Origin of the sequence: Aliivibrio sp. S4MY1 (assembly GCF_028765545.1) — a bacterium.
Taxonomy (GTDB): Bacteria; Pseudomonadota; Gammaproteobacteria; order Enterobacterales; family Vibrionaceae; genus Aliivibrio.
Genome location: NZ_JARACP010000005.1, coordinates 1 through 26036, shown reverse-complemented (window position 1 = coordinate 26036; position 26036 = coordinate 1). Strand labels below are relative to the sequence as shown.

27 protein-coding genes are annotated in these 26036 nt (G+C 37.4%); 16 read left to right on the top strand and 11 right to left on the bottom strand.

Annotation, left to right across the window (positions count from 1 at the left end; all coding sequences use genetic code 11):
- Nucleotides 1-373 precede the first annotated feature (373 nt).
- The 7 genes from PVK71_RS06930 (at nt 374) to PVK71_RS06900 (ending at nt 7370) form a co-directional block, all read left to right on the top strand.
- Nucleotides 374-655, top strand: a complete 282-nt coding sequence (locus PVK71_RS06930; protein WP_274420896.1) for a YkgJ family cysteine cluster protein — start codon at nt 374-376, stop codon at nt 653-655.
- A complete protein-coding gene (locus PVK71_RS06925) occupies nt 652-1461 on the top strand; it encodes a GTPase (protein ID WP_274420897.1) in 810 nt (269 codons plus the stop codon). The genes PVK71_RS06930 and PVK71_RS06925 overlap by 4 nt, the downstream gene beginning before the upstream one ends.
- 14 nt (nt 1462-1475) lie before the next feature.
- Entirely contained in the window at nt 1476-1931 is a 456-nt protein-coding gene (locus PVK71_RS06920; protein WP_274420898.1) for a hypothetical protein, read from the top strand.
- The gene (locus tag PVK71_RS06915) at nt 1932-3644 is read left to right on the top strand and encodes a GTPase (RefSeq protein ID WP_274420899.1); all 1713 of its coding nucleotides are present in this window, start codon (nt 1932-1934) and stop codon (nt 3642-3644) included.
- Nucleotides 3645-3647: 3 nt separating this feature from the next.
- The gene (locus PVK71_RS06910) at nt 3648-5177 is read left to right on the top strand and encodes a GTPase (RefSeq protein WP_274420900.1); all 1530 of its coding nucleotides are present in this window, start codon (nt 3648-3650) and stop codon (nt 5175-5177) included.
- A 54-nt stretch (nt 5178-5231) separates the two neighbouring features.
- Nucleotides 5232-6362: a CRISPR-associated ring nuclease Csm6 gene (gene csm6 / locus PVK71_RS06905; protein WP_274420901.1), complete on the top strand. Its 1131-nt coding sequence runs from the start codon at nt 5232-5234 to the stop codon at nt 6360-6362.
- Nucleotides 6363-6497: 135 nt separating this feature from the next.
- A complete protein-coding gene (locus PVK71_RS06900) occupies nt 6498-7370 on the top strand; it encodes a DMT family transporter (RefSeq protein WP_274420902.1) in 873 nt (290 codons plus the stop codon).
- A 30-nt stretch (nt 7371-7400) separates the two neighbouring features.
- Here PVK71_RS06900 and PVK71_RS06895 read toward each other — a convergent pair whose 3' ends face one another.
- The 3 genes from PVK71_RS06895 to gcvH all read right to left on the bottom strand — a co-directional run bounded on the left by PVK71_RS06895 (nt 7401) and on the right by gcvH (nt 13067).
- Nucleotides 7401-9434: an EAL domain-containing protein gene (locus PVK71_RS06895; RefSeq protein ID WP_274421798.1), complete on the bottom strand. Its 2034-nt coding sequence runs from the start codon at nt 9432-9434 to the stop codon at nt 7401-7403.
- A 361-nt stretch (nt 9435-9795) separates the two neighbouring features.
- Entirely contained in the window at nt 9796-12663 is a 2868-nt protein-coding gene (gene gcvP, locus PVK71_RS06890) for an aminomethyl-transferring glycine dehydrogenase (RefSeq protein WP_274420903.1), read from the bottom strand.
- Nucleotides 12664-12686: 23 nt separating this feature from the next.
- The gene (gene gcvH / locus PVK71_RS06885) at nt 12687-13067 is read right to left on the bottom strand and encodes a glycine cleavage system protein GcvH (protein ID WP_274420904.1); all 381 of its coding nucleotides are present in this window, start codon (nt 13065-13067) and stop codon (nt 12687-12689) included.
- Nucleotides 13068-13366: 299 nt separating this feature from the next.
- On the opposite strand from gcvH, the gene PVK71_RS06880 reads away from it, so the two are divergent.
- From PVK71_RS06880 to PVK71_RS06870, 3 genes are all read left to right on the top strand, one after another.
- The gene (locus PVK71_RS06880; protein ID WP_274420926.1) at nt 13367-13975 is read left to right on the top strand and encodes a helix-turn-helix domain-containing protein; all 609 of its coding nucleotides are present in this window, start codon (nt 13367-13369) and stop codon (nt 13973-13975) included.
- A 91-nt stretch (nt 13976-14066) separates the two neighbouring features.
- Nucleotides 14067-15185, top strand: coding sequence for a glycine cleavage system aminomethyltransferase GcvT (gene gcvT, locus PVK71_RS06875; RefSeq protein ID WP_274420905.1), 1119 nt, complete (start codon nt 14067-14069; stop codon nt 15183-15185).
- Between the two features lie 324 nt (nt 15186-15509).
- Entirely contained in the window at nt 15510-16193 is a 684-nt protein-coding gene (locus PVK71_RS06870; RefSeq protein WP_130043743.1) for a MaoC family dehydratase, read from the top strand.
- A 103-nt stretch (nt 16194-16296) separates the two neighbouring features.
- Here the strand turns inward: PVK71_RS06870 and PVK71_RS06865 are convergent, their stop codons facing one another.
- Nucleotides 16297-17196 (bottom strand): chemotaxis protein, encoded by a 900-nt coding sequence (locus PVK71_RS06865; RefSeq protein ID WP_274420906.1) that lies wholly within the window; start codon nt 17194-17196, stop codon nt 16297-16299.
- A gap of 144 nt (nt 17197-17340) precedes the next feature.
- Between PVK71_RS06865 and ppiC the strand changes: the two genes are divergently transcribed.
- Together ppiC and PVK71_RS06855 are read left to right on the top strand one after the other, a co-directional pair.
- On the top strand, nt 17341-17619 hold the full coding sequence (gene ppiC / locus PVK71_RS06860; protein ID WP_274420907.1) for a peptidylprolyl isomerase PpiC: 279 nt from the start codon (nt 17341-17343) through the stop codon (nt 17617-17619).
- Nucleotides 17620-17663: 44 nt separating this feature from the next.
- Complete coding sequence (locus PVK71_RS06855; RefSeq protein ID WP_274420908.1) at nt 17664-19187, top strand: recombinase family protein; 1524 nt, start codon at nt 17664-17666, stop codon at nt 19185-19187.
- 30 nt (nt 19188-19217) lie between these two features.
- On the opposite strand, the gene PVK71_RS06850 is transcribed toward PVK71_RS06855, so the two are convergent.
- The gene (locus PVK71_RS06850) at nt 19218-19412 is read right to left on the bottom strand and encodes a hypothetical protein (protein ID WP_274420909.1); all 195 of its coding nucleotides are present in this window, start codon (nt 19410-19412) and stop codon (nt 19218-19220) included.
- Nucleotides 19409-19669 carry a hypothetical protein gene (locus tag PVK71_RS06845; RefSeq protein ID WP_274420910.1) on the bottom strand — a complete coding sequence of 87 codons (261 nt, stop codon included), beginning with the start codon at nt 19667-19669 and terminating at the stop codon, nt 19409-19411. The genes PVK71_RS06850 and PVK71_RS06845 overlap by 4 nt, the downstream gene beginning before the upstream one ends.
- Before the next feature lie 120 nt (nt 19670-19789).
- Between PVK71_RS06845 and PVK71_RS06840 the strand changes: the two genes are divergently transcribed.
- The 4 genes from PVK71_RS06840 (at nt 19790) to PVK71_RS06825 (ending at nt 21536) form a co-directional block, all read left to right on the top strand.
- The gene (locus PVK71_RS06840; RefSeq protein WP_274420911.1) at nt 19790-19936 is read left to right on the top strand and encodes a hypothetical protein; all 147 of its coding nucleotides are present in this window, start codon (nt 19790-19792) and stop codon (nt 19934-19936) included.
- Nucleotides 19937-20367: 431 nt separating this feature from the next.
- A complete protein-coding gene (locus PVK71_RS06835) occupies nt 20368-20721 on the top strand; it encodes an antirestriction protein (RefSeq protein ID WP_274421781.1) in 354 nt (117 codons plus the stop codon).
- A gap of 139 nt (nt 20722-20860) precedes the next feature.
- Nucleotides 20861-21235, top strand: coding sequence for a hypothetical protein (locus PVK71_RS06830; RefSeq protein WP_274420913.1), 375 nt, complete (start codon nt 20861-20863; stop codon nt 21233-21235).
- Nucleotides 21228-21536: a hypothetical protein gene (locus tag PVK71_RS06825; protein ID WP_274420915.1), complete on the top strand. Its 309-nt coding sequence runs from the start codon at nt 21228-21230 to the stop codon at nt 21534-21536. The genes PVK71_RS06830 and PVK71_RS06825 overlap by 8 nt, the downstream gene beginning before the upstream one ends.
- A 42-nt stretch (nt 21537-21578) precedes the next feature.
- Here PVK71_RS06825 and PVK71_RS06820 read toward each other — a convergent pair whose 3' ends face one another.
- The 5 genes from PVK71_RS06820 to PVK71_RS06800 all read right to left on the bottom strand — a co-directional run bounded on the left by PVK71_RS06820 (nt 21579) and on the right by PVK71_RS06800 (nt 25593).
- Nucleotides 21579-22613, bottom strand: coding sequence for a hypothetical protein (locus tag PVK71_RS06820; protein WP_274420917.1), 1035 nt, complete (start codon nt 22611-22613; stop codon nt 21579-21581).
- Between the two features lie 240 nt (nt 22614-22853).
- Nucleotides 22854-23396 carry a tyrosine-type recombinase/integrase gene (locus tag PVK71_RS06815; RefSeq protein WP_274420918.1) on the bottom strand — a complete coding sequence of 181 codons (543 nt, stop codon included), beginning with the start codon at nt 23394-23396 and terminating at the stop codon, nt 22854-22856.
- 311 nt (nt 23397-23707) lie between these two features.
- Entirely contained in the window at nt 23708-24112 is a 405-nt protein-coding gene (locus PVK71_RS06810; protein ID WP_274420919.1) for a hypothetical protein, read from the bottom strand.
- 31 nt (nt 24113-24143) lie between these two features.
- Nucleotides 24144-25235: a hypothetical protein gene (locus PVK71_RS06805; protein WP_274420920.1), complete on the bottom strand. Its 1092-nt coding sequence runs from the start codon at nt 25233-25235 to the stop codon at nt 24144-24146.
- Nucleotides 25236-25398: 163 nt separating this feature from the next.
- Nucleotides 25399-25593 carry a sigma factor-like helix-turn-helix DNA-binding protein gene (locus PVK71_RS06800; protein ID WP_274420922.1) on the bottom strand — a complete coding sequence of 65 codons (195 nt, stop codon included), beginning with the start codon at nt 25591-25593 and terminating at the stop codon, nt 25399-25401.
- Nucleotides 25594-26036 lie beyond the last annotated feature (443 nt).

Here is a 26036-nt window from a genome sequence, read left to right as displayed (position 1 = left end):
TAAGATTTTTAGTTAGAAACAAATAAGTAATTAATTTGATTTATATCAATAAACCTCAACCAGACTAAGTTGTGTTAATTGAACATCTAGCTTTTCGGTTTGTTTGATCTTTTCTCCGTCCCTTAAAACAAAGCCCAATCACCCCGAGTGGGCATTTTTGTAAGCTTATAAACCTAAAAAATCCAGTGATTATTTTATTATTTATTTACTGAATAGGTGATTGTTTACTCGGTCAGGTTTGTAAAGCGTGACCGCTGTCTTAGTTGAGTATAATAATGCTAAGTTATGATGATAAATGACGTTTTTATTGTGGAATGTGCCGTATTATTTAATTATATTTACGGTGAATAACGTTTGGTAAAATGAGGGTGTGATGCCATTTCCATGCACAGGCTGTGGTTTATGTTGTCAGCAGATACACAATATAGCGGAGCTTCAAGAGTTCCACTCTGGGGATGGAATCTGCATTTACTATCAAAAACAAAAATGCAGTATTTATGAAAATAGGCCAATCGTTTGTCGGGTAGATGATGCGTATGACCAAATGTTTAAAGCAAGATTTACAATCGATGAATATTACAAAGAAAATGCAAAAATCTGCAATCAATTACAAATGAATGCAGTAATGGATGCTATATATAAGGTTAGGTTATGAAATTAGATGCATCGATAATGAGTGAAACATTTCAACACTCTTTATCACGTTTAGATAAAATCATTCACAGTGATCAAAAGCCACGAATAGCTGTTTTTGGGAAATATAATCACGGGAAAAGCACATTACTAAATGCTATTTTTGGCTATGCGGCATTTAAGTCGGCAGATAAGCGTGAAACGATAGAGAATTTATCCATCGAACATAATGAGGTTATGTGGATTGACACGCCAGGGTTAGATGCTGATGTTCATGGTAAAGATGATGCAGCAGCGTTAACGGGTGCGTTTGAAATGGCTGATTATTTATTTCTAGTTCACCAAGTTACCGCTGGTGAGTTGGATAAATATGAATTAGATATATTTAATCGCCTTGCAGTGAGTACGACCAATTACTCACAAAAGATGTGTTTAGTTTTAACCCAAATAGATCAAAAAACGGGTGAAGAGCTAAATACAGTTGTAGATAAAATTCAGCAGCAAGTATCTTTTGAATCTAAGTTTCAAAATCTCACGATCATACCACTTTCAGCAACACGATACCTAAGAGGTATTGAAGAAAATAAACCAGTCTTTTGTGAAAAGAGTGGCATTTCAACATTGTTTGATGAAATTGAAAAAATAAAATCTGGCATTATTCAAACAAGAGAAAAAGAAAAATCTGAATTAATTAATAAAATATCATCTTCAGTAAATGATATCGAATTAACTCTTAATCAAGAGATAAGAATAAACAAAAATAAGCAGGAGTCATTGAATACTGACTTTATCTGTGAACTTAGTAAATTAATAACAAAAGTGGCTTAATAAGGATAATAAAAATGGCTATTCCATGGTTAATTGGTGCTGCAGTAGTTGGATTGGTTGGTTCTGCGATCAAATCTTCGATTGAAGAAGATGAGGCAAAAGAACGTCAAGAGCGTTGGGAAAGAGAAGAGCGAAATCGATTACGTCAAGAAGAGCAAGAAAAAATAGATAATGCTCGAAAAGACGAAGCGTTACGCGTTCAAAGGCAAATAGAAAAAGAGAAAAAAGCATTAATCCATCAAGAATCAATGCGGTTAATGGAAAAATACGAGATCAGTGATTTATCAAGTACTGAGTTTAAATCGTATATTTCAAATATTATTGTAAATGGTGTGAATGATTCAACATCAGAGATTGAAAAAATACTTTCTAGTTCGAAGAAAATGATCGAAGTAAAAGAAGAAGAAAGTCAACTTGAAAAGCAGTTAAAAGAACTAAAAGAGATACAGCGTTATTTGGAATCGATATAAATGGTGAAGAATGAAAATGTTTTTGTTACATCTTTACGTGACTTTACGGGTGACTTTGTTTTAGTGAATAACCGCGAAGATGAATTGACAAAAATGCAATTTGAATTTGAAAGTAAAATAAAAAAAACACTTAAAAATTCAAATGGTAAATTAAAAAAAGAATCATTATTGTTTAGTTTGACCGATGCTCTTAAGGTGTCGGTTTTAAATGGTATTAAAGAGTGGAATGAAAAATTAATTGATTCTTTACCAATGAAAAAATTATCAGAAGAGTATTCAGATAGAATAATTTTATTGGTTTTTGGTAAGGTGAATGCAGGGAAAAGTTCGTTTTGTAATTTCATAACAGAGCAATTCCCTAATGAAGAGATTAAACGATTTTGCTTTGTTGATAATAGTATTGAATATTTTGAACAGAGTTTTGCAGAAGGGGTGGTAGAAACAACCGCAACGATTCAAGGTGTAGAGATTGGTCGCAACTTTGTTTTATTAGACTCTCCGGGCCTGCATTCTATTGTTGATGAGAATGGCGATTTAACTCGTCGATTTACAGACAGTGCAGATGCCGTTTTGTGGCTTACGCCATCAAGTTCTCCAGGTCAAGTGCAAGAATTGACGGATCTGAAACTTGAGTTAGAAAAAAAGAAACCTCTTCTGCCGATTATTACTCGAAGTGATCAACTGATAGAAGATTGGAGTGATGAGCTTAATGATTTGGTTCATACTATTGTTAATAAGTCAGAATCAATACGCCAACTTCAAGAAGTTGATGTGATTGAGCGTGTAAAAGTACTAGGGAATGTAGATGATTTAAAATCAGCTATTTCTATTTCTATTCACGCTTATAGAGAGCATCAAGAAAAAGATAATGCACAATCTCAAGCAGGGTTGAATCGATTATTTTCGTCGTTATCGGATATTATTCATGAAGCAAAAGAATATAAAGTAGAGAAAGCAAATCAACAGCTTATTAATTTTATAAATGATAATGTGTTATCTACGTTAGAAAAAGATATCTCACCTCAGCTTTTAAAATTAAAAGATCAGACACAAAAAACATTGGATGATCTAAAGAAAAAAGAAAGCCTTATTATTTCTGAGTTGTTAACAACCGTAAAATCTCAAGTAAGAGGCGTGGTTGAACAGCATTCAGCTAGCCAAGATAAAGTGGCGATATCATCAGATTTAAATCAATTAATCGAACATGAGCTAACGCTTATTTTACAAGAAGAGTTAAAAGATCTCGTCAATCAAATCAATACGACATCCAGCTCACTAAATACCGATGATTTAGGTGATTTTGAAAAACAGACGGTGAATGTTGAGCGAATAAAAGGCAGTGTTGGTAAAAGTATTTCAGCGGGTGTTGGAGGAATTGGTGGTTCTGCTGGTGGTGCGTTAATTGGGAGTATGATTTTACCCGGAGTTGGTACCGCGATTGGTGGCTTTATTGGCGGAATGCTAGGTGGTGCTGCTGGTTCTGCTGTTGGTAATTATTGGGTCGAAACCGAACAAGTTGAACATGTTGTAGGCTTTTCTGTAGAAGATATGCTTATGCACATTTCAGGAAAAGTAACGATTCTTATTCCTAATTTAGTCCATCATACGATGAGTGAAGTGAGAGATTCAGTTCTTGTGGTGGATCGTTTTGCAAATGCTATTTTAGGTGAAATAGAAAAATTTGAATGTCAGATTCAAGAATTTAGGGGTTAATGTATGCTAACGGCATTTGCTCAAATTAAAGAAAATATCATCGCGTCTGATCCATTGATCAATAAATATCGAGATACAAATGAGTTGAAGAAAGAGTTATTCGATATCATAGATAATGATACGCTTCAAATCATGTTATATGGCGCTTATAACGCAGGAAAAAGCACCTTAATAAATGTCCTACTGGGTGAAGAATTAGCCGTTGTGAATGATATACCGACAACGGATAAGGTAGATGAGTTTAATTGGTGTGGGTATAAATTATTAGATACTCCTGGAGTTAATGCACCAATCGAGCATGAAAAAACAACGAATGAACAAATAAAGCGCTCTTCGGTGATGTTATTTGTTATTCGTGAGGGGGATCAAGATTCGAAAGATCTTTATATCCGTCTTTTTGAAATGCTAGCATTAGGTAAAAAAGTATTTATCGTATTAAATCATCAATTAACGAATGATGATGATAAGGCGATTGCTTATAAAAAGATCCATTCAATTGTTATGTCTCAGGCTCCTAAATATGGCATTGAAGATAAACAAATCCAAGAGTTGGTGGTGTGTCCAATTAACCTTAAAACAGCACTAAATGGCCGTTTAAATCAGCATGATAAATTGTTAGAACATTCAGGGTATACCAATTTTATCTCATTATTTGAGCAGTGGGTAAAAATGAATGATGCCGAACAAGAAAGGTTACAGCATGCTATCAGTGCGGTAAATACTCTTTGGTATATGCCTATTATTACGGAATTGAAACAAGACGGTTCTGATGAGAGTAATGATAATCTGTTAAATTTCAGACAAGATTTAGCACACTTGCAGGCAAGAAAAAAAGGGCTGATATTAGAATCGAGAGAAATGATCTCGCATAATGTCAGACTAATGAAAGCTCAAATAAGCCAAACGCTGACTCAATCGACGAATCAAATTGAATTGGACACAGAATTAGAGGCATTAATATCACCTTTATATAAAAAAGTGGAGTTATGGCTGGAAGAGTCATTAAGTCATCATTACAGCACTCTTTCATGCGATGTTCTGCATACACTGAAACAAGCAAGTGAAGATAAAAATAACCCATTTTTTGATTCGATACTTAACCAAGCAAAAACGTTTTTTAGCGATGAAAAAACCATTAAGCAAGGTTTGTTATATGGTAGAAAGTTTAAAATTCCGGGGCTAAAAGGTCGATGGGAGAAAACATTAGGTCAATGGGCTGGTCGAGCGGCAATTGTGATTCAAGTTGTTTCTGTTTTTTGGGATGCTTATAAAGCGAATGAGCAACAAGAAAAAGAGAATGAGAGACAAAGAATGCAAGCAGTAGAGCTTTATCAGGCTGTGGATCAAATATCTCAATCTATTATATCGGGATTATCTTCATCGGTAGAGGAGATAATTAATGATATTTTATCAACTCAAATAAGTGTGATTGAAAATGAAATTAATAAAATAGATGAAGAGTTAGATAATAAAATAGGGGATTTATCTCAGTTATCTAATTTACAAAATACATTATTAAATATTCATTTTTAAAAAGAGTGCAGGGAGCTAATGGCTGTATTAGCTCCTTATCCCCCCTGAGGCCCCATGAAAAATATCCTTATCGCCGTTACTGGCGCCAGTCCCCAAGTATTAACAGAGACGATTTACGCCCTGCATACACAAGGTAAACCCATGCCTGAAGCGGTGTATGCTATTACCACTGAAGATTCAAAACAGACGCTTAAAGAAGGGCTGTTTGTACAAGGCTATTGGGATAAGTTACTGGCTGATTATCACTTGCCACCCATTACTTTTAACACTGATCATATCTGGGTGATTACCGATGATAATAGCAATGCGCTTGTGGACGCTAAAGGCGTTGATGATCAATCTATTATGGCGGATTTTATTACTCGTAAAGTGGCATTGTTAACTCAAGATAATGAGGTGGCGATTCACGCCTCTATTGCGGGTGGCCGTAAAACCATGGCATTTTACATGGGTTATGCGATGTCTTTGTATGGCCGTGAGCAAGATGTGTTAAGTCATGTTTTTGTGGATGACGAGTTTGAATTTGTTAGCGATTTTTATTACCCAACGCCTGTTGATTGCTTTATACAAGGCAAGCAGGGTAAGGTCATTAATGCCAAAGAGGCGACGGTAACATTAGCTGAAATTCCATTTGTACGCATGCGTCGTCAGGTGGATGAGTGCATTATTAATCAAATGGAAACGCATTCATTTTCTAAAACCGTGTCGGCGTTAAATAGTGCCAATAACACGCAAGTTAGAGTGAGTATTTCAACAACAGAAAAAACGGTTGAAGTCGCAGGGGTGAAAATTCAATTAACGGGCAAGCTGTTGGCTATTTACCTGTTCTTTTTACTTAAAGATAACCGTAAAGCTGTGTTGGATCGTTACTTTGAAGGCGATAAAACACAAACGGTAGATTATTTAACTGTGCTCGATAAAATGAAAGCCGATGTTCGTTTATATAAAACCATGGGGTTGGAAGATGAAGGGCAATGGCGACAAAAAGATCATTCCGAGTTAGCGACGTTAACGAAAGATTTTGTCCGTCAATCACTGACAGGGTTACATAAATCATTAAAAGATAAGCTAATACCTGATTTATTTGAGAAAATAAAGGTGCATTCTGATGGGGTAAAATCGGGGGCTACATATCAAATCTCTGCTGAGGTGGTTTTCATCTGTGATGAGGAGACGCTCCTTTAGTTTATAAGTGGATTGGACTTTGTGTATTTAATTATGGGTAATAGGCAGCAATAAATAATCAATACTTGAAACATAAGAACATTAACGAAAGCTAAGGTACTATGTAGTCACAAGGATGGTTTATAAAGGATTATTGTGAGCTGGATATTATTTACGTTATTGGCAGCATTTAGCCAATCATGGCGCAATGCGTTTCAAAGTCGATTAAGCAAAGAAATGAACGTGACTGGCGTTACCTTGTCACGTTTCTTGTGGGCAGGTCCGTTAGCGGTGCTCTATTTGTTTGCTCTGTATTATTATGACCCTGTCTCTATTCCGACGTTTACTGCTTATTCTTATCTCTACATTATTGGTGCATCCATCATGCAAATAGTCGCGACGGGGCTAATGGTGGTGTTGTTTAAACAGAAAAACTTTGCGATTGGTGCTGGTCTTGCAAAAAGTGAAGCACCTGTTGCTGCATTTTTAGGAGTACTCTTCTTTGGTACCTCATTATCACTATTAGGCTGGGCCGGCGTGGCTGTGGGAGCCATTGCGGTCTTTATGTTGAGTTGTCCAAATGGAATAAAAAGTATTTCTCTAAAAACCGCATTAATTGGACTCGCGTGCAGTACTTCTTTTGCTTTAACATCCCTTTGGGTACGTGAGGCGAGCCTTACCATCGACTTGCCGTTTCCACATCGTGCAGCTTGGGTGTTGTTGCTGGTGATTTGTTTACAAACAATATTACTTGTGGGTTACATGTTAGCTAAAGATCGTAAGACATTAATAACGATGTTTACCAAACCTAAATTGGTGATAATGACTAGCATAGCAAGCTTTATTGGCTCCCTTGGCTGGTTTAGCGCTATGTCACTGCAAACCGTTCCCTTAGTGAAGACACTGGGCCAAGTGGAAGTATTCTTTACTATGTTGATTTCTTTCTTTTGGTTAAAAGAGGGGATTAAGCGTAAAGATATGCTGGCGTTGCTTTTAATTGCTATCGCGGCAGTGTTGGTGATGTGGTAAAGGGGACTGTCCTTATCCCCTTTATCAGCTCTATGACTGAATTCGGTCTTGTAGTTTTAATAATTTCTGAACATCAGATAGGGGCATAGGCCTTGAGATAAGGAAGCCCTGGATTTTATCAACCCCACAGTCGGCAACAAACTTAAACTCTTCTTCTGTTTCAATACCTTCAGCAACAACGTCACACTCAGCAATATGTCCCATCTTGGTAATTAATTGATAAAGCTGCTTTCCTTTTGGTGTAATTGCGTCTAGTAATAAAGAGCGATCTAATTTGATTTTATCAAATGGGTATTTTAATAGATGAGGAAACGACGCATAACCCGTTCCAAAGTCATCCATAGCAATCTTTATTCCGTACGATCTTAAAATTTCTAGAGTATTCAGTAGATTATCACTGTTATTTAAAATAGCCTCTTCGGTGATTTCAATTTCTAACCATTGTGGCGGGATAGAGAAGTACTCTAATCTGCTGATCAAATGCTCTGCAAATCCCTCTTCTTCTATTGAAGCAACAGAAATATTGATGGCAATACGTTGATTTTGAGAAAGGGGCATTTTTTGCATATCTGCCAAGACTTTATCAATAACTAACTTGTCTAGTGTAGGCATCATTTTTAGCAGTTGAAAATCACTAATAAAGGTTGGAGGACAGATATTTCCAGCACTGTCTTGATAACGTAATAAGGCTTCAAATGAAATAGCGTCTTTTTTCACAATAGGTTGTAATAATTGGTAGTACATTACAAAGCCATCTTTATGAAGCATTTGAGATAAACGTTTTTGAGCAGATGAGTGCACTAAGCTGCTTGCTGCAGACGTTCTTACATTGGTCAATAAGCGCTGAAATATTGATTTCTCTACTGAGGCATTTGTAATCGAAGATTTATTATGCAGCGCATATTTACCCGCAAACGCAAGGTAGAATGGGCGGTAAACAAATATACCAGTAATAATAATGACAAGCTGTAGTAGGGTGCCTTCAATATTATCTCCCATAGCAATATAGCCACTAAATAATGGAGGTGTCATCCAGTCAACGATATTGGTGACTGGTGAGACAATACCTGAAAATATGGCTAAGTAAGTCATTAAAAAACTGAGTATAGGCAGAGCGACGAATGGCACAATTAGCAATGGATTAAAGATAATAGGTAAGCCAAATAAAAGAACTTCATTGATATTGAACATAACCAAAGGCAAGGCGGTTAGGGCAAGCATGATATGGTTTTTCTCTTTAGAAAATAGCAAGATACATAATAGTAAGCTTATCGTATTACCTGATCCTCCCATCGATAAAAAAGCATCGTAAAAGCCCTGGTTAATAATATTAAGGGAAGCTTCACCTGCAGCCCAGTCCGCCATGTTTTGTTGTGTATCGGCATAAATAGTCTGTTTAATCGTAAACAGCATATTATGACCATTAATACCAATTGCCCCCAGTAGCCCGAGTATCGTTTGATATACAATCCCACCAGTGAGGGTTAAAGGGTCGGCATTCATATTGCCAATCAATGTAGTAAAATAAGTGATCAATTTAGCCATTATTTTAGACAAGAATATGGCTGAACTAGTAAAGAGAAAAAAATGAAAAACGTGCTTGAATAAACGGGATGAAAAATCTAGAGATTGTGGTTCAAGCTGCTGTAAATTAAAACGATAACAATATAAATAGGTAATAGAGGCGCTTAATAATGCCAGTAGTGGATTGTTAGGAAAGTTAAAAGACGCTGATAAGCTTCCACTTTCTATTGAGAGTAGATAAAACAGAGTAACGGAATAAATAATAAATGATGCGCTACTGAAAGTGGTCTTATGAGATAAATAGTACCCAGCAATAACACAAAATGAGAGTGGATAGATATTGATCAGTAAATTAGATAAATGAAAAAATAAACTTGAAGTCGCGGTATAGTCGAGATGGTTAAGAGCATGTCCTAGCAGCACGGCGATTGCATTAGAGAGCGTTAAGGGAAGTAATAATAATGCAATAGCAGAAAGATCATAAATATAAGAATGGGAAGCTGAGGGGCCAACTTTAAATTTTTGATGTGATGATCTGATAAACGCTAAGAATGCGGTACTAAAAGAATTTGAGTTAAGGTTTGTTTTCAAATGAAACTATTCCCATAGGTGATGGTATTACAAGCTCGAATTTAGTCGGTGAGCCATGCTGTGCCATCAGTAGCCAATAAAAGAGAGAAACGCTTAATTTAATTATGTGTGCTTTTTTAAAAAGCGGCAGATTCTTACATATAGATTATCAGGTTACTAGTTTTTGTTTGTGCTTTTAGTCATTTTTTTATAAAAATTTTAATCTATTTTTCATTCTAACAATTTGATTAATAGATTTTTTATATAAATAAACGGCGAACCGAGTGGTTCGCCGTTTGTTTGTACTGGGTTTACTTATAACAGTAGAATATTATTCTGCATAATTATCAATACTTGGACAAGAACAAATCAAGTTTCGATCACCAAATACGTTATCCACACGGTTAACCATTGGCCAGTATTTAGAGGATTTTGCTTGAGTTGATGGGAAACACGCCACTTCACGAGTGTATGGGTGATCCCACTCATCAGACATTAAATCGACTTGAGTATGCGGGGCATTCACTAGCGGGTTGTTGTCTAGCGGCCACTCGCCTTGTTGAACTTTGTTCATCTCTTCACGAATCGCAATCATTGCCTCACAGAAGCGATCAAGCTCTGCTAAGTCTTCAGATTCTGTTGGTTCAATCATTAACGTACCAGCCACTGGGAACGACATGGTTGGCGCATGGAAACCAAAATCCATTAAACGTTTTGCAATGTCTTCTTCACTAATACCTGTTGCTTCTTTAAGCGGACGGATATCAATAATACATTCATGAGCAATGCGACCATTGGTACCACGGTACAGAACAGGGTAGTGCGGACGTAAACGCTCCATTACGTAGTTGGCATTTAAGATCGCCACTTTAGTCGCTTCAGTTAGGCCCATTTCACCCATCATAGCTATGTATGCCCATGAGATAGGAAGAATAGAGGCACTGCCTAGATCCGCTGCGGAAACGGCGTAATCTGACCCTTGAACGCCGTTTTCAGAGTGGCCGGGTAAGAAAGGCGCTAGGTGAGACTTAACACCGATAGGCCCCATACCCGGACCACCTCCGCCATGTGGAATACAGAAGGTTTTATGTAAGTTTAGGTGAGAGACATCAGAGCCAATAAAGCCTGGGCTCGTTAAACCAACCTGTGCATTCATGTTGGCACCATCAAGGTAAACTTGCCCGCCTGCTTCATGAACCATGTCGCACACTTCGCGTACTTGCTCTTCATATACACCATGTGTAGAAGGGTAAGTGATCATGATGCTTGATAGGTTTTCTTGGTGTTTTGCGATTTTTTCAGCTAAATCGGTCATGTCGATATTGCCGTTATCATCACATTTCACCACAACGACCTTCATTGACACCATTGAAGCGGTCGCAGGGTTAGTCCCGTGCGCTGAGCTTGGAATTAGACATACATTACGTTGACCTTCACCACGGCTTTGGTGGTAACGTTGAATCGCAATTAAGCCTGCATATTCACCAGAAGCACCAGAGTTAGGCTGTAGCGAGAATTCATCGTAGCCTGTTATTTCACAAAGCATCGATTTTAGATATGTGGCTAACGTCGTGTAGCCAGCTGCTTGGTTAAGTGGTGCGAATGGATGAATACCACCAAATTCAGGCCATGTTACCGGAAGCATTTCAGCCACAGCGTTTAACTTCATGGTACAAGAACCTAGTGGGATCATACCGTGAGTTAATGAGAAATCTTTGTTTTCCAGTTTTTTCAAGTAGCGCAGCATTTGTGTTTCGCTGTGGTGCGTGTTGAATACTGGGTGGGTTAAGAATGAAGAAGTACGACGGCACGTTTCAGGGATAGCAGCAAACTCATCTGCACCGACTTCATTAGAAAGCGTATCACACTCTGCATTATCAACACCAAATACTGTTAGTAGTGCAACTAAATCAGAAACAGTGGTGGTTTCATCAAAGCTGATACCAAGCTCAGTATCAAACTTACGTAAATTGATGCTTGCTGCTAATGCTTTAGTGTAAAGAATGTCTGTTTGTTGCTCAGTTTTAACCGTTAACGTATCAAAGAAGCTTTGATGCGCTAACTCAAACCCTACTGATTGAAGTGCTTTTGCAACAATTGCGGTAAAGTGATGTACACGACGAGCAATGGTTTTTAAGCCCTCTGGACCATGGTAAACGGCGTAGAAAGAGGCCATGTTTGCTAGTAGCGCTTGCGCTGTACAAATGTTTGATGTCGCTTTTTCACGGCGAATGTGCTGTTCACGCGTTTGCATCGCCATACGCAGTGCTTGGTTGCCTTTTGAATCAACAGACACACCAATAATACGACCTGGCATTGAGCGTTTTAACTTTTCACGCGTGGCCATGAACGCTGCGTGTGGGCCGCCATATCCCATTGGGACACCAAAACGTTGTGCACTACCAATGGCAATGTCTGCACCCATTTCACCAACAGGTTTAAGAAGCACAGAAGCAAGAAGGTCAGTGGCAACAATAATTAAGGTTTTTTTCGCCTGAGCTTGTTCAATCAATGTTGATAAATCTTTTACTTCACCCGTTGTGCCAGGGTATTGAAGTAGAGCACCAAACACATCATGTGAATCTAGGTTTGAGTCAGTATCAACAACAACGTCAAAGCCGATGAATTCTGCACGCGTTTTAATTACCGCTAATGTTTGTGGGTGAACATCGTCTGCCACAAAGAAGGTATTACTCTTGCTCTTTCCACCGCGTTTACATAGCGTCATTGCTTCTGCTGCTGCGGTAGCTTCATCAAGCAAAGAGGCGTTAGCAATGTCAAGACCAGTTAAATCCATCACCATTTGTTGATAATTTAGTAGCGCTTCTAAACGACCTTGAGAGATCTCAGGTTGGTAAGGCGTATACGCGGTATACCAGCCTGGATTTTCTAATACATTACGCAAAATTACATTCGGTGTATGCGTATTGTAATAACCTTGGCCGATGTAGCTTGTATTAAGTGTGTTTTGTTGAGCGATTTGTTTTAACTCAGCAAGCATGGCATTTTCAGAAAGGCCGTGAGGTAATTGCATTGGCTGAGGTAAACGAATTGAGCTTGGTACGGTTTCTTCGATTAATTTTTCTAGTGTTTCAGCGCCAACCGTATTGAGCATATGTTGATGCTGTGAAGAAGCGGGACCATTGTGGCGACGAATAAACTCGTTATCTGTGCCTAATTGTTGAAGAAGCTGACTCATGATCTTAATCCTTTAAATTATTTTTATTCTTCTTCGATGCTTTCAAGGTATTGATCGCCCGGGATTAGATTTTCTAATTGACCTTCATCAGACAGTTTAATTTTAGCAATCCAACCGCCTTCATACGGTTCTTCGTTAACAAGTTCTGGACTGTCTTCTAGTTCTTCATTGATTTCAACAATCACACCAGAAACAGGTGCATAGATATCAGACGCTGCTTTTACAGATTCAACTAAAGAAAAGTTTTCTTCTGCTGTTACTTCATCATCTACATCAGGTAGGTCAACAAATACAACATCACCAAGTAGTCCTTGAGCGTGGTTTGAGATACCAACAGTTACTGTGCCATCACCATTATCACGTACCCATTCGTGGCTTGCTGTAAATTTAAGATCTTTTTCCATGATACTTCTCCAGTGTGAATTGTCTTAAGCGAATTATATTAAGTGGAACTCAACAAGGTGTTATCTGTATTAATAACGACCGTTAGATTACATCTGGTAAACATACAAGTGTGAAATACAACATTCAACCACCAAGTTTCCAATAAGAAACTTTGTTTCCCATTTTGCTACCTAGCGCACTTTTTAAGCATTCTTGTTGCTTTTTATCTCGCAATTTTCTCTTGATAAGATGAGTATTACAAAGGTGGATTGAATACTTAATGAGCAAGGAGCGCCGTTTGAGTCATCATCAAAATGCAATGGCAGAAGCAAAAATCGTTAAAATTGAGAATAACAACGAAGAGCAATCGATTGCCCCTCTTGATCTTGGTAAGCGATTAAAAGACATTCGAATTCAACTTGGATTAACGTTAGAAGAGGCGAGTAAGCGAACTGGACTTGCTCGTTCTACGTTATCAAAAATAGAAAACGAACAGATTTCACCGACATTTCAGGCCCTGCAAAAATTGGCGAGTGGTTTGGATATCGATATTCCTCAAATATTTGAGCCGCCGAAACAAAAAGGGGCGATAGGTCGTAGAGATATTACGCTTTCGCAGCAAGGTAAGCCCCACCCAACGGCGACCTATGAACATGAATTATTGGCAACGCAATTATCCAATAAAAGGATGATGCCATTTAAAAGTCGTATTCGTGCAAGAGACTTTGATGCTTATGCCGAATGGGTACGTCATGACGGAGAAGAATTTTTATTGGTTCTAGAAGGTGAGGTTTGTTTTTACAGCGAATTTTACGAGCCAGTCAATTTAGCAGTAGGGGATAGTGTTTATTACGATGCCAGTATGGGACATGTATTGGTATCCATCAGTGAGGAAGATGCACATATCCTCTGGGTTACCGCTAAGTAATTGATGAATCACAATCCACTATTTATTAGAAATCTAGATCCCAAGAATAACCGACACACTTAACCAATATCAGGCAAATGGAGAAAGAAGAATGTCAGAACAACTAAATAAAACGGCACTTTTTGATATGCACGTAGTTGCTGGTGCAAAAATGGTTCCTTTTGCAGGATATGAAATGCCTGTTCAGTATCCATTAGGTGTAAAAAAAGAACACCTTCATACTCGCAATGCTGCTGGCTTGTTTGATGTATCACATATGGGGCAACTTCGATTAAAAGGTGAGGGTGCAGCCGCGGCATTAGAAGCGTTAGTGCCTGTTGATATTATTGATCTTCCTTCTAAGAAACAACGTTATGCATTTTTTACGAATGATGCAGGCGGCATTATGGATGACTTAATGGTGGCTAATTTTGGTGATCACTTGTTTGTTGTTGTGAATGCCGCGTGTAAAGAACAAGACATTGCTCATTTACAAGCGAACCTTCCTGAAGGTGTCGAGCTTGAAGTGATTGAAGATCGTGCTTTATTGGCATTACAAGGCCCACAAGCGGCTGATGTATTATCTCGACTTCAACCGTCAGTTGCTTCTATGTTGTTTATGGATACAGCAGTTATTGAGATTAATGGCATTGAGTGTTACATCAGTCGTTCTGGTTACACAGGTGAAGATGGCTACGAAATCTCAGTACCAAATGATAAAGCCGAAATGCTTGCGACTGCGTTAACTTCTTTTGAAGAAGTGGAGTGGATCGGACTTGGAGCGCGAGATTCGCTGCGTCTTGAATGTGGCTTATGCTTATATGGTCATGATTTAGATACAACAACGACGCCAGTAGAAGCAAGTTTGCTGTGGGGTATCAGCAAAAATCGTCGTTCAAACGGCGAGCGTGCAGGTGGGTTCCCTGGTGCAGATATCATTTTAAAGCAGATTGAAACGAAAGATGTTAATCGTAAACGTGTTGGTTTAGTGGGACAGAGTAAAGCGCCAGTACGTGAAGGTTGTAAGTTATTTGATGCGGCTGATAATGAGATTGGTATCGTGACCTCGGGAACTGCGGGCCCAACAGCAGGAAAGCCGGTTTCTATGGGATATGTAAGAGCAGATTTGGCCATTATTGGTACAGAATTGTTCGCAGAGGTTCGTGGTAAAAAACTAGCAATGAACGTAGAGAAAATGCCGTTTGTACCGCAACGCTACTATAGAGGTTAGTTTATTAGAGCTAGAGGCTCATAGTTACCGTCATAGAAATGAATGAATAGAGCAAAAAGAGCATATAACTATGCTCTTTTTTTGATCTGTGAAAAAAGTGTAAGTACGGATTTCTCTTTATAAAATAGAAGATAGGTCTGATTTTTGAAATTAATTGTACACTGTGCATATTGGATTATCTGTATGAATTTAAAGTGTTTGTCGTAATTCAGCGAGCGCGTGTATGCTCGGAAAGTGTTTGCAAAAAAACGTGACATGTAACACAATTATAAACATGGCATTTAAGCATTGTTTTTACGATTAGATATCAAATAAGGTTACTCTATGAAGGTTGTCGATTTTCTAAAGCATAAGCGTGAATATCTGGCGAAACATCCCTTTGAATTAAAAGATTGGATGTCACCAACCATTAAAGATTACTGGATTGAATTTTTAAATAAAGCCAACAACATTCACATTATTTCGTGGGTTAAAGAGCATAAGCGCGCTGTTAATGAGCAGCAAAGCGCGGCTGTTCAACCTGAGCCAATTGAAATGAACTTAGATACTCAAGCTGTATTTGAAGAGTTAACCGCTCGTTTGGGCGAAGAAATCCATATTGGCGATTGGTCAATGATGGATCAAGAACGCATTAATAGTTTTGGTGCAGTCACTGAAGATATGCAATGGATCCATACCGATCCAGAAAGAGCATCAGCAGAATCACCATTTAAAACACCGATTGCACATGGATTTTTAACTTTGTCTATGTTGTCAAAACTGACGGATAACGTAGGCAGTGATAATTTACTGTTCCCTACGGCTAAAATGACCGTAAACTACGGTTTAAACAAGGTACGTTTTCCATATCCTGTAAAAGCGGGTAAGCGAATTCGTGCAAGAAGTACGCTAATGTCGGTAACGCCGATCAAGCGTGGCTTAGAAATTGAAACTGAAGTGAAAGTCGAAATCGAAAAATGTCGCCGTCCAGGTTGTGTTGCTGTTTCTGTAATACGTTTATACTTTTAAGTTTTTTGATTAGCTTGTTTTAAAGACTGTTTATAGTAGAAAATAAAAACGCGTTAACCTAGCTAAGGTAACGCGTTTTTTGTATCTGGAATGGTTGGTATAACTAGGCAACTTGTCTATTGTTATGATTTGCACCGCGTAACATGGCTTGAACTAATTCCGTAGCTTCAAATTTCGTTAACGCTTCATGAGCACCAACTTGATGTGCTTGCTCAACACAGATCTCACTTGATAGGGAGGTATGAAGGATCACATAAGCGTCTTTTAATCTAGCGTCATTCTGGATTTCAAATGCTAATTCATAGCCATCTAATCCGGGCATTTCAATATCGCTTACCACAATATTATATGGATTCCCTTCATCAGAAGCTTTCTTTAGCATTTCATAAGCATCTAATCCGTTTATTGCTACTTGATAAGGGATATTAATGCTATCTAATGCCGTTGACAGTTGTTTACGAGCAACAAAAGAGTCATCGACTAATAAGATATTTAATGGCTTTAGTTTTTCTCTTTCTACATCAGATAAAATTGGGTATAAATTTGAGGTATCTTCTGGGTAGATTTTTGATAATAGAAGCTCAACATCAAGCAGCTGTACAATATTATCTTCAACACGAGTTATGCCTGTTACAAATACATTAGCCCCCGCCGTTTTTGGTGAGGCTTCAATTGCTTTCCAGTCACACTCAATAATTTTATCTATTGCTCTTACTGCAAAGCCAACAACAGTGCGCATACAGTCGGTGATGATAATGTAGCAATCTTTAAATTCGTCTTGATGAAGCGATCTAAAGCCAACCGCAGCAGACATATCAATGATTGGAATTGCCATATCACGAATGGTTGCTGTCCCTAATACATGGTGGTGAGAGTAGGGAATGGAAGTCAACGCTTGAAAAGGTACGATCTCACGAACTTTCAACGTACCAATAGCAAAACGTTGAGTTAGCGTGAGTTTAAAAAGCAGCATACCTTGCGATTGATTCGCTTTGCTTTTCATAAGTAATGGCCTTCTGAAAATAATTATTTTTTATAAACTTGATTGTAGTTTTTTTGAGACGGTTTTTAAAGGTGAGACTATCAATTGATGATGAATAAACGATATAATTAAGCTTAATTTATCTAGAATCACTTTGAGGTATTCATGGCTAGCACTGCAGCTGCGCTACACATTCTTGTTAAACATAAAGAACAAGCAGAAGACATTATTCAGCAGCTTAAAAAAGGCGCTAAATTTCACGTATTAGCAAAGAAATACTCGAGCTGCCCTTCTGGTAAAAAAGGCGGTGATTTAGGTGAATTTAAGAAAGGTCAAATGGTACCGCAGTTTGATAAAGTGTGCTTTAGTGGTGAAACTCTTGTCCCGCACCTAGTAAAAACTAAATTTGGCTGGCATGTGATTAAAGTATTGTACAGGTTATGATATAAAAGATATGATCTTTTGATGTACAGAAGTAAGGACGATGTATGTCAAAAGCATATCTATACGCGAGGTTTTCAACAAAGCGTCAGGAAGATGGTGATTCGTTAGAACGACAGACGTTAGCCGCTCAAGAGTGGTGTTCAAGAAACGATATAGAGCTATCCAATCAGACGTTTGAAGACCTCGGTGTATCAGCCTTCAAAGAAGGCACAAGACCCGCATTAAGTGAATTCATTGCTGCAACTAAGTCGGGCAGGGTCGCCCAAGGTTCTTTTCTGCTAGTTGAAGATGATGACCGCCTATCAAGACGTGGCTGGAAAATCACCCAAGATCTCATGCATGAGTTGGTGAATCTTGGAATTGTCGTCGTGTTACTAAAGACTGGACGACGATACGATAGTACGAATATTAATGATATTGGCGACAACATTGTTCTGATGGTTAATGCCGATAGAGCACACAAAGAATCAGAACGAAAAAGTTATCTAATTAGAGCACAGAGAAAACGTGCTCGTGAAAATCGAAAAGTTGTTGGTAAGCTGCCAGCGTGGATTGAAAGAGCTGAAACGGAAACGGGATTCGCTTTTAACCACATGAAATCGACAATCCTCCGTCTTGTAGAACTTCGTTCACAAGCGCAATCACTTCAATCTGTAGCTAAAAATCTAAACAAAGAAAACTACTCAACTTCTACTGGAGCTGCTTGGTCTGGTTCTGGTGTTCGTTCGATTATTGAAAATGTCGCTCTGTACGGTGCAAAAGCATACTTTGATACCGATAAAGCAACAGGTCGCATGAACAAAACACCAATCGACATCCAGCTAAACATTTTCCCAAGTCTGATTTCTTTCGACCAATGGAAGATGCTTCAACAAAAGTCATCTAATGGATTGGGTGGGCGAATCACAAGAAAAGGTGCATACAGTCAGCTTTTAAAATGTGGCAACTGTGGTGCTGGTATGGTTCAAAGAACGACGACATACAAAGGTTCTCAACGTCTATACCGTAAATGCATAAAGTCAACGGAAGGAAGTTGCACTCAGACTGACATGGTAAGACAACCAGAGATTTATCTGGATCGTGTATTAAAAAAACTAACATACCAGAAAAATGAATCTACTTATGTATCAAAAACACCTGAACTTCAAAAACAACTTGAAGTAGTTAAACGTACAGAAAACCTGCTAATCGAAAGAGGGTTGGTAGAACAGCTAGCTGACTTGTACGTTAAGATAAACGAGATAAAAACATCAATTGATAGCTCTATTATTGAAGATAATAATCAAAGAGATGTAGATGTATCTTTTGAAAGCATAATTGATATTGAAGACAGCTCGGTTAGAAATTTAGAATTACGAAAGCTAATAAAAGAAATTTCGTTCCATCTCATTAAGAAAGTTAAAACACGCTCAGTTTGGCGTGTTGAAATTAAACAAATAAACGCAATTTCAATATCATTTATTCTTGATCAAAAGCATGGATTTGGTAACACAGAAATTAAGTATGTTGCCAACGTAGAGAGCTTCTTAGATCAGATAAAACATACTCCGTATGAGTGGGAAGCATAATTAACAAAAATGGGAAGCAACAGCTTCCCATTAAACTAATTCTAATCTAGCTTTCCACAAATGCAGGTCTTTCCACAATATATCAAGCTTATCGTCCACTATATCAATATCATCACCTAATTGGGAATCGTAATTCCATAGCTCATTAACTGAAACAAATTCACTTAACGCATTAATTTGCTTGTTGATGTACTTCAACGAAGTCTTGTATTCGAAATAGTTCATAACTTATCCAACTTATGCTTCAGTAAACATAACTTTAACCACTCGATTTTCGCTTCTTCAATCTCAGTTACATCCACAATATTTTCGAAATACTTTATCACTTTAGAAATTTCCCCATCAACTGACTTACTAAGTTTATCCACATCCACTTTTTCTAGAAACGTCATAACAGTTTCGTCCGTTTCTCGTTCAGATAACTTATCTAAATCAGCGTGTTCTAACAGTGCAAAATAGTCTTTAATTTGTCGTTCATTCATTTTAGTTCTCCTTTTGTTGTTATTTAACTAAATCCAATGACACATTATGTAACATATTTGTGGTTGGTATGCTTTTTCGCTTTCAGTTAAGGGGTGGTGTGTGCTAAAAGAGAGGCTTTAATGAACTTAAAAGAATATTGTGTGTTAGTTGAAGAAGATATGTATTTCGATGATGATGGTACTGATGATGGTACTGATGATGGTACTGATGGTGTGAGTGGCTTACATAAAGTAATTGACTTCGAAAAACGGACTTTGCTTTGTTGATGAACGTATTGTTATGTCCTACAAAGAGCTACACATCTTGTTGTTGGAATATGGTTATCGGCAATTCGGTTGCGACTTAAACAGCGCTGTCAGACTCCAGTCTGTTTAAGTCGCTAACGATTATCTACAACATGATAAAACGAATGAAAAAGATAAATTGAAGACAGTGAAATTATGCATCACGATGATGTTGTATATAATGAAAAATCAATCAAATAAGGAGCTTCGGCTCCTTTTTATTATCCAACTCCCCAGAAGCACCTAGCCACTTCCAAATACGTTATTTGATATAACACATACATAATATCTAAAAGCACCACAGAACGTCCCCCAGAAGCCCATTTTCAGTACACAACAATACGTGTACGATTTGTGTACAGTTACAAAATTACTGTATAAAATTACAGTATCTTTAATTAACGAGAGATACTATGTTTCACAAAATGGCACCAACAGCTTATCTAATTTTAGAAAGCAACATCTACAACTTCGCGAGTAAATACATCAAGGACTATGATGGCGGTTCATGGAACTTTGAAGAAATAGAAGATGTCTGGTATGCATATCCCCACATCGGAGAATGTGTTTTATTTAATCCAAATAATTACTTTGAAGAAACTGTGGATGAGAAGATTGCTGGATTGGCAATTACGATGTACACGTACAATCAATTAGCATGGCACTATCATGGTACAAACAACGTGCTGTGCGAGTTCTTCATAGACCGATATTACACATTAAGAGAACACTGCAACTCAGCAGAGATTTTCAGATTTCTAGATTGAATTTGAATTCTACAAAGGAGCTTCGGCTCCTTTTTTTATGACCAAAAACACTCCAGAACACACCTGTGCGTACCACGGCCACTTTTAGATAAATACTCCTATATAACGAAGAAAGTAACGTAAATAACGGGAGTATGTTATGGGTAAATTTAATTCCACTTCAGCATCACTGGCTGGCGCTAAAAGCAAACGTGGTAAAAGTAAAAAGACACTTTTCAACAAGAAGCTAGATGAGCTGCTACTAACGGATGATATGAGTAGTAAAGTGGCCGAAGTTTTTCATGAGATCGTTGATGGGAAGTACGGCGATGAGATCCGTAACGAAGTGATCCTGCGTATTACAGATAAGCACATCACTCACAGTAACAGCATCTATTTAGCAGAAGTACAGAACGAATTAAAGAACGAAAGCTTAGAGCTCAAACTGGCGTTTGGTGAATTGACTCGTAGGATGAGCACGTCTGAGTTAGAAGAAATGATTAGTTCGTATTACGAGGAGAAAGAGGATGCTTAGTCGTCATGTAAAGAATAAGCCTAACAAAGACAAATCAGTAGAATGGAATTGTACTGATTTTTTAGTATCTGCTGGAACTGCATCAGATGTGTCTATTGCACGAAAAAACGGTGTCACGGATTCAGAAATTGCCGATTGGACTAGAGTAAGACTGGATTTAGTGGAAGCTGGAACTGTGGTTTCGGAGCTTCCCAGTGTTTATGAATACTTTGATTTGAGTAAATCTGACCCAGAAGCTATCGTGGACGAACTAAATGCAGTGGAATTCGTGAAGAACTGTCGGTTAGAGCGTAGTAAGTAGTTCAGAAACACCTGAAACAGCCCTGTGGCTCTTTTTTGGTATTTAGTGATTGGATATATTGATTAGTGGGTTGGGATGCTTATGGGGCGACTGGAAGTTATTCTGTTTCCACAGTTCGTAATGTTCGAACAATGTTGATAGTTCTTCATCAGGTTTGTTGAACCACTTAATCATGCTGTCTGTGCGTGCTTCTATTCCAATACTTTGTAGTACTATTCTGTTGAATTTACGATATGTAGGTCGTCCAGAAGATTGCCATAGTTCGTGCATAGTTGGGAGCTGGTGCCACAGTTCCATGCTGTTTGGATTTTTCCGTGCTAAAGTATTCCATGGTGGTTGGAACAGTTTTTCGTATACATTGGATTTTAGTTCAATATTTTGGTACTTCTGATACGTTTCAATTTCAGAATGCGTCCAATTAGACTTCCAATCACAATATTTTGCTAACATTTCTTCGTATCGGTTCTCAAATACATCCACTAATGCGTCCGTTCGTACTTTAAAGCCGAACACTGTATAAACCACATAATTGAACTTCACACGCTTTGGTTGTTTGTTAAGTATCCATAGTTGATGTAGTTGTTCCATTAACATCCACATTAATCTACCATTCTTTGATTTCAACGTACTTGGATTGTTCCATGGTTCTGTTAACAAGTGATGCGTCCCATTCTGTACAGCTCGGCGGTTTTGCCCAGACACGATTTCACTAAAATTGGCTTTCGCAGTTGCATAAAGATCGGCACAGACTTCAATTCCATTCGTTTCATAGATACTTTTGTTCTGATTGAGCATCAACCAGAAAGCAGACCACATAGATTTATGACCAGTAGAATGTGCCAACATTTCATGTGCGATTAGATGGTTCTGGTACGACAGATTCTTCAAATCAAACGAGTCAGCATCTATATCAAACACGAAATCGGTTTTGTCATCATATCGTTTAGATGTTCTAGATAGTGCTGACGGAAACGTGTGATGTAGTTCGCCTTTCTCTTTTGTACGATTTCGATTAACGAATCTAATATACTTAGTAAATTCACGCTCATTTAGAGCAGGTACTTCAGAACGTACCATTTTCACTCGTCTTATCATAATATTCTCAACTTCAATTTCTAGAAATATAATAATTCAAGAAAACGTGCTTTAAACAAAACAACATAAGCTATTGATTTATAAACAATTTATACAAGCATAAAGCTATGTAAGTGGTTGATTTTAAAGGTGTTTATGAAAAGTGCTCGTTTTTGGTGTATATCTTTAGTCACTTCTAATGCAAAAATATGATAATTCATACATACGAAGTTAAAGTGTCTCTTATAGTTCCATACTACTAACTTCATCCATTCGTTGTTGTGTGATTCCGATGTATCGAAGTGTTACTGCTTCTTTTGAGTGGTTGAGCATTCGCATTGTTTCACCAATTCCAAATTCACGGTACACAAAGTAGCCTCGTGTTTTTCTCATGGAGTGGGTGCCAAGCGATATTCCAATGTCATCACCCACAACACGGAATGTTTTGTACACTGCAATCCTTGTGAGTGGTTTCGTACCACTTACATTTTTATGATGTGACTGAAACAGATATACGTCTTTTGGGAAATCATTACGTCGTCTTGAGATGATTTGTAGCGATTTCTCGTTTAGCAGCACGTTGACAACTTTTTGTGTTTTTGCTTCTACGATGCGAAGTCTGTTGTGCCTGATGTCTTCGTACCGTATGTTTAGTAGGTCAGATATTCTCAAAGCTAGTTGGATACCTAAGTCCCAGACATCTTGGTACTGTTGTCCGTACGCACGTAACTTGGATGAGATAGTGTCGATTTGTTGTTTTGATACAACTGCTGATACGGATGCCATAGATTCTCCTTTTTGGATATCTTAAACAGCCAGTCCACCATGTACATTGTTTGTTGATTTTAACTATACAAAATATACAAATTGTGTAGTTAAAATCAACACAATTTGTGATAGCGCTTCGTCGGAATTGCTACCGTGAACTCTGGTGAAAGTTCTTAGTATTCATATACAAAAACTGGTTTCGTGAAATCTGGAGTGTTTATAATATAATCAAAAATGTTGTATGTTATTGATATTTAATGATTTAATTGATGTTTTTCAATGAACGAACGAATCTTGGGGATTTACTATAAGCTATTGATTATAAAGAGCTAATTGCTTCTGTGAGAATTTGCTATCTCGTTTAGGTGTTGTAGAGTTTCACTATTCAGCTGAGAAACATTTAGGTAGTCGTTTACTTCATTAATTGGTACGACAGTAAACTCCCAATCTTTCAAAGTATTTTCCAATCCTGTAGTAGTGCGTCCTCTGATGTACTGAAATAGTTTTGCTGAACTTACTTTTTCAACATATCTCCCAATTAGTTTTCCTTTCATTGGAATGTGGTGTTTTCCAAAGCGAGATATTAACCAATGTGATGGTATTTTGGGGACGCTTTTTATTTCTAAAACGGTTCTAGTTTTTCGGCAAACCTTTTTATGCTGATGCACTACATATGGTACTAATTCAAGTGCTCCGTTTGGTTTAGTGGCAATAATTACGTTATCAAAGTTCATTCAATATACCTGATTGATTAGTTGTAAATCTTTACGCGACTAGTTTTGCTTTATCTATAAGAGATGAAACAATCCAGTGAACAGTTTCTTTTGTTTTTGTTTTTACATGACAAAGTGGAGTCGCTAAATCATTTGATAGAGCTATTTCATGGATGGTTTTATAACTTTCTATTAAATCGGTTTCACTGAAATCTAAGTTGTCTTTTGTATCAATAATTTTCTCGTAAGTTTCTTTAACAAGTTTAATGTCCTTTTTTATTCGACAAACATCTGTATTTGTGTCAAAGGTAGGCTCTTCAACAGAAGTGCTTTCACTATCGATAGAACTAATTACTTCAAACCTTGTTTTTAGTTTTTCTTCAACAAAATCAAGTGACTCAGTAAAAGAACCAAATCCAAGCTCTTTTGTTTTACTGAACAAATCAAGAGCTTTGTTTTCTATCTCTGATAGTCGAATGTTCTCATTCTTTAGTTCATTGAGTTCTTCCAAAAATAGTTGTTCGTATTTCACATTATTCTCCTTACTATCTAATTTTTTTTTCAAGCTAGCAATTTCATTGTCACGTTCTTCAAGTTTTCTTTTCAGTTCATTTATTTGATGTTTATACAATGAAGCATGCTCGTTAATTCTTTGGTCTATAATTTTGTCTACTTCATCTAACTCGGTTAATTTAATTGATGAATCTAACGCTGTAATGATTTTTTTATAGTTAGTACGGATGCTAAACTCTAACGCTTCAGTACCAAAATAACTAAACGATTTTTTATGAGTATTAACATCACTTTCCCAACTAGAAAAATGAGTAGTTTTAATGCAGTAAATTGTTTTGTTTTTTATATCGTAAGTCATTAATATCTTTGATGCTGTATTATAAGCAACAAGATAACCTTTAATAGCACCAATAAAATCATACTCATAAAGTGTGTTCCTAATTATGTTTGATGTGCTTCTGATGTTTGAATTCAAACAACATTGCTTTGCAATGCTGTTGTGGTTTCCTGCAATATTATCTTGCAAAGATACAGTGCAGACCTTTGAATAATTTTGCTTAGCTTTATTTGATAAATTTACTTTAAACTCTGGTGTTCCAGAAACGTTGTTGTTAAAAATAGTAATTTTCATGTTTTTTCCTTGTTTAATATGGAGAAATCAATGATATTATTACTATAAATAAAATAGTAATAATCATTAAAATAGTTACTTTCATTAATGTTGTTTTCATTTAGATGTTTTTCTTAATTAAAAAGCCCACTCGCAATGGGCTTTTTTTATGCGAGAAATTCGGTCATAGAACTAAATCACCATTTCGGTAGTCTCTCATTATTTGACTAACTCTTCCTTGAGAGACACCAACAAAATCTCCGACAGATTGTTGCGTGTACCCATCTAATACCAATTGAATAATTTTCTTCTTATCTTCTTTACTGATTCGGATTGGTCTTCCTGTAATTCTTGTTTGCTTTAGTTTACTAACATCCATAGAACTCTTACCTTTTTTATAACTAATATACTTATTTATAGAGGCTTATAGGAGGTCTCGATATATGCCGGTATATGCTCAACAATATCATCATATGCTGAATTAAAACGGTACTTGCTGGTATATGCTGTGGTACTTGCTGGTATATGCTCACTTATTGTTGGTATATGTTGGTATATGCTGGTATATGCTTGGTATATGCTCTTTCTATTAGCATATACCATGGTATGGGTACCAATGCTTGGGGTGAAATGAGCATATACCCTAATATAAGCAACAAGGTTGCTGTGATAACTAAAAGATGTAATCTGGTAAATTATCCTGAAAACGGCGCGCCGAACAGGATTAACCCCGACCGCGCAGGGCGCTACTGCGGGGAAGTTTTCTGTGGCGCAAGCGCAGTATTGGTTGGGGTCTTAGATATGTCTTTTAGTCTCTTCTAG

Bases quoted from the DNA above. Each gene is read 5' to 3' on its own strand.
- PVK71_RS06930 (WP_274420896.1), top strand. From the start codon at position 374: ATGCCATTTCCATGCACAGGCTGTGGTTTATGTTGTCAGCAGATACAC.
- PVK71_RS06925 (WP_274420897.1), top strand. From the start codon at position 652: ATGAAATTAGATGCATCGATAATGAGTGAAACATTTCAACACTCTTTA.
- PVK71_RS06920 (WP_274420898.1), top strand. From the start codon at position 1,476: ATGGCTATTCCATGGTTAATTGGTGCTGCAGTAGTTGGATTGGTTGGT.
- PVK71_RS06915 (WP_274420899.1), top strand. From the start codon at position 1,932: ATGGTGAAGAATGAAAATGTTTTTGTTACATCTTTACGTGACTTTACG.
- PVK71_RS06910 (WP_274420900.1), top strand. From the start codon at position 3,648: ATGCTAACGGCATTTGCTCAAATTAAAGAAAATATCATCGCGTCTGAT.
- csm6 (WP_274420901.1), top strand. From the start codon at position 5,232: ATGAAAAATATCCTTATCGCCGTTACTGGCGCCAGTCCCCAAGTATTA.
- gcvP (WP_274420903.1), bottom strand. From the start codon at position 12,663: ATGAGTCAGCTTCTTCAACAATTAGGCACAGATAACGAGTTTATTCGT.
- gcvH (WP_274420904.1), bottom strand. From the start codon at position 13,067: ATGGAAAAAGATCTTAAATTTACAGCAAGCCACGAATGGGTACGTGAT.
- PVK71_RS06880 (WP_274420926.1), top strand. From the start codon at position 13,367: ATGGCAGAAGCAAAAATCGTTAAAATTGAGAATAACAACGAAGAGCAA.
- gcvT (WP_274420905.1), top strand. From the start codon at position 14,067: ATGTCAGAACAACTAAATAAAACGGCACTTTTTGATATGCACGTAGTT.
- PVK71_RS06870 (WP_130043743.1), top strand. From the start codon at position 15,510: ATGAAGGTTGTCGATTTTCTAAAGCATAAGCGTGAATATCTGGCGAAA.
- PVK71_RS06865 (WP_274420906.1), bottom strand. From the start codon at position 17,196: ATGAAAAGCAAAGCGAATCAATCGCAAGGTATGCTGCTTTTTAAACTC.
- ppiC (WP_274420907.1), top strand. From the start codon at position 17,341: ATGGCTAGCACTGCAGCTGCGCTACACATTCTTGTTAAACATAAAGAA.
- PVK71_RS06855 (WP_274420908.1), top strand. From the start codon at position 17,664: ATGTCAAAAGCATATCTATACGCGAGGTTTTCAACAAAGCGTCAGGAA.
- PVK71_RS06850 (WP_274420909.1), bottom strand. From the start codon at position 19,412: ATGAACTATTTCGAATACAAGACTTCGTTGAAGTACATCAACAAGCAA.
- PVK71_RS06845 (WP_274420910.1), bottom strand. From the start codon at position 19,669: ATGAATGAACGACAAATTAAAGACTATTTTGCACTGTTAGAACACGCT.
- PVK71_RS06840 (WP_274420911.1), top strand. From the start codon at position 19,790: ATGAACTTAAAAGAATATTGTGTGTTAGTTGAAGAAGATATGTATTTC.
- PVK71_RS06835 (WP_274421781.1), top strand. From the start codon at position 20,368: ATGTTTCACAAAATGGCACCAACAGCTTATCTAATTTTAGAAAGCAAC.
- PVK71_RS06830 (WP_274420913.1), top strand. From the start codon at position 20,861: ATGGGTAAATTTAATTCCACTTCAGCATCACTGGCTGGCGCTAAAAGC.
- PVK71_RS06825 (WP_274420915.1), top strand. From the start codon at position 21,228: ATGCTTAGTCGTCATGTAAAGAATAAGCCTAACAAAGACAAATCAGTA.
- PVK71_RS06820 (WP_274420917.1), bottom strand. From the start codon at position 22,613: ATGGTACGTTCTGAAGTACCTGCTCTAAATGAGCGTGAATTTACTAAG.
- PVK71_RS06815 (WP_274420918.1), bottom strand. From the start codon at position 23,396: ATGGCATCCGTATCAGCAGTTGTATCAAAACAACAAATCGACACTATC.
- PVK71_RS06810 (WP_274420919.1), bottom strand. From the start codon at position 24,112: ATGAACTTTGATAACGTAATTATTGCCACTAAACCAAACGGAGCACTT.
- PVK71_RS06805 (WP_274420920.1), bottom strand. From the start codon at position 25,235: ATGAAAATTACTATTTTTAACAACAACGTTTCTGGAACACCAGAGTTT.
- PVK71_RS06800 (WP_274420922.1), bottom strand. From the start codon at position 25,593: ATGGATGTTAGTAAACTAAAGCAAACAAGAATTACAGGAAGACCAATC.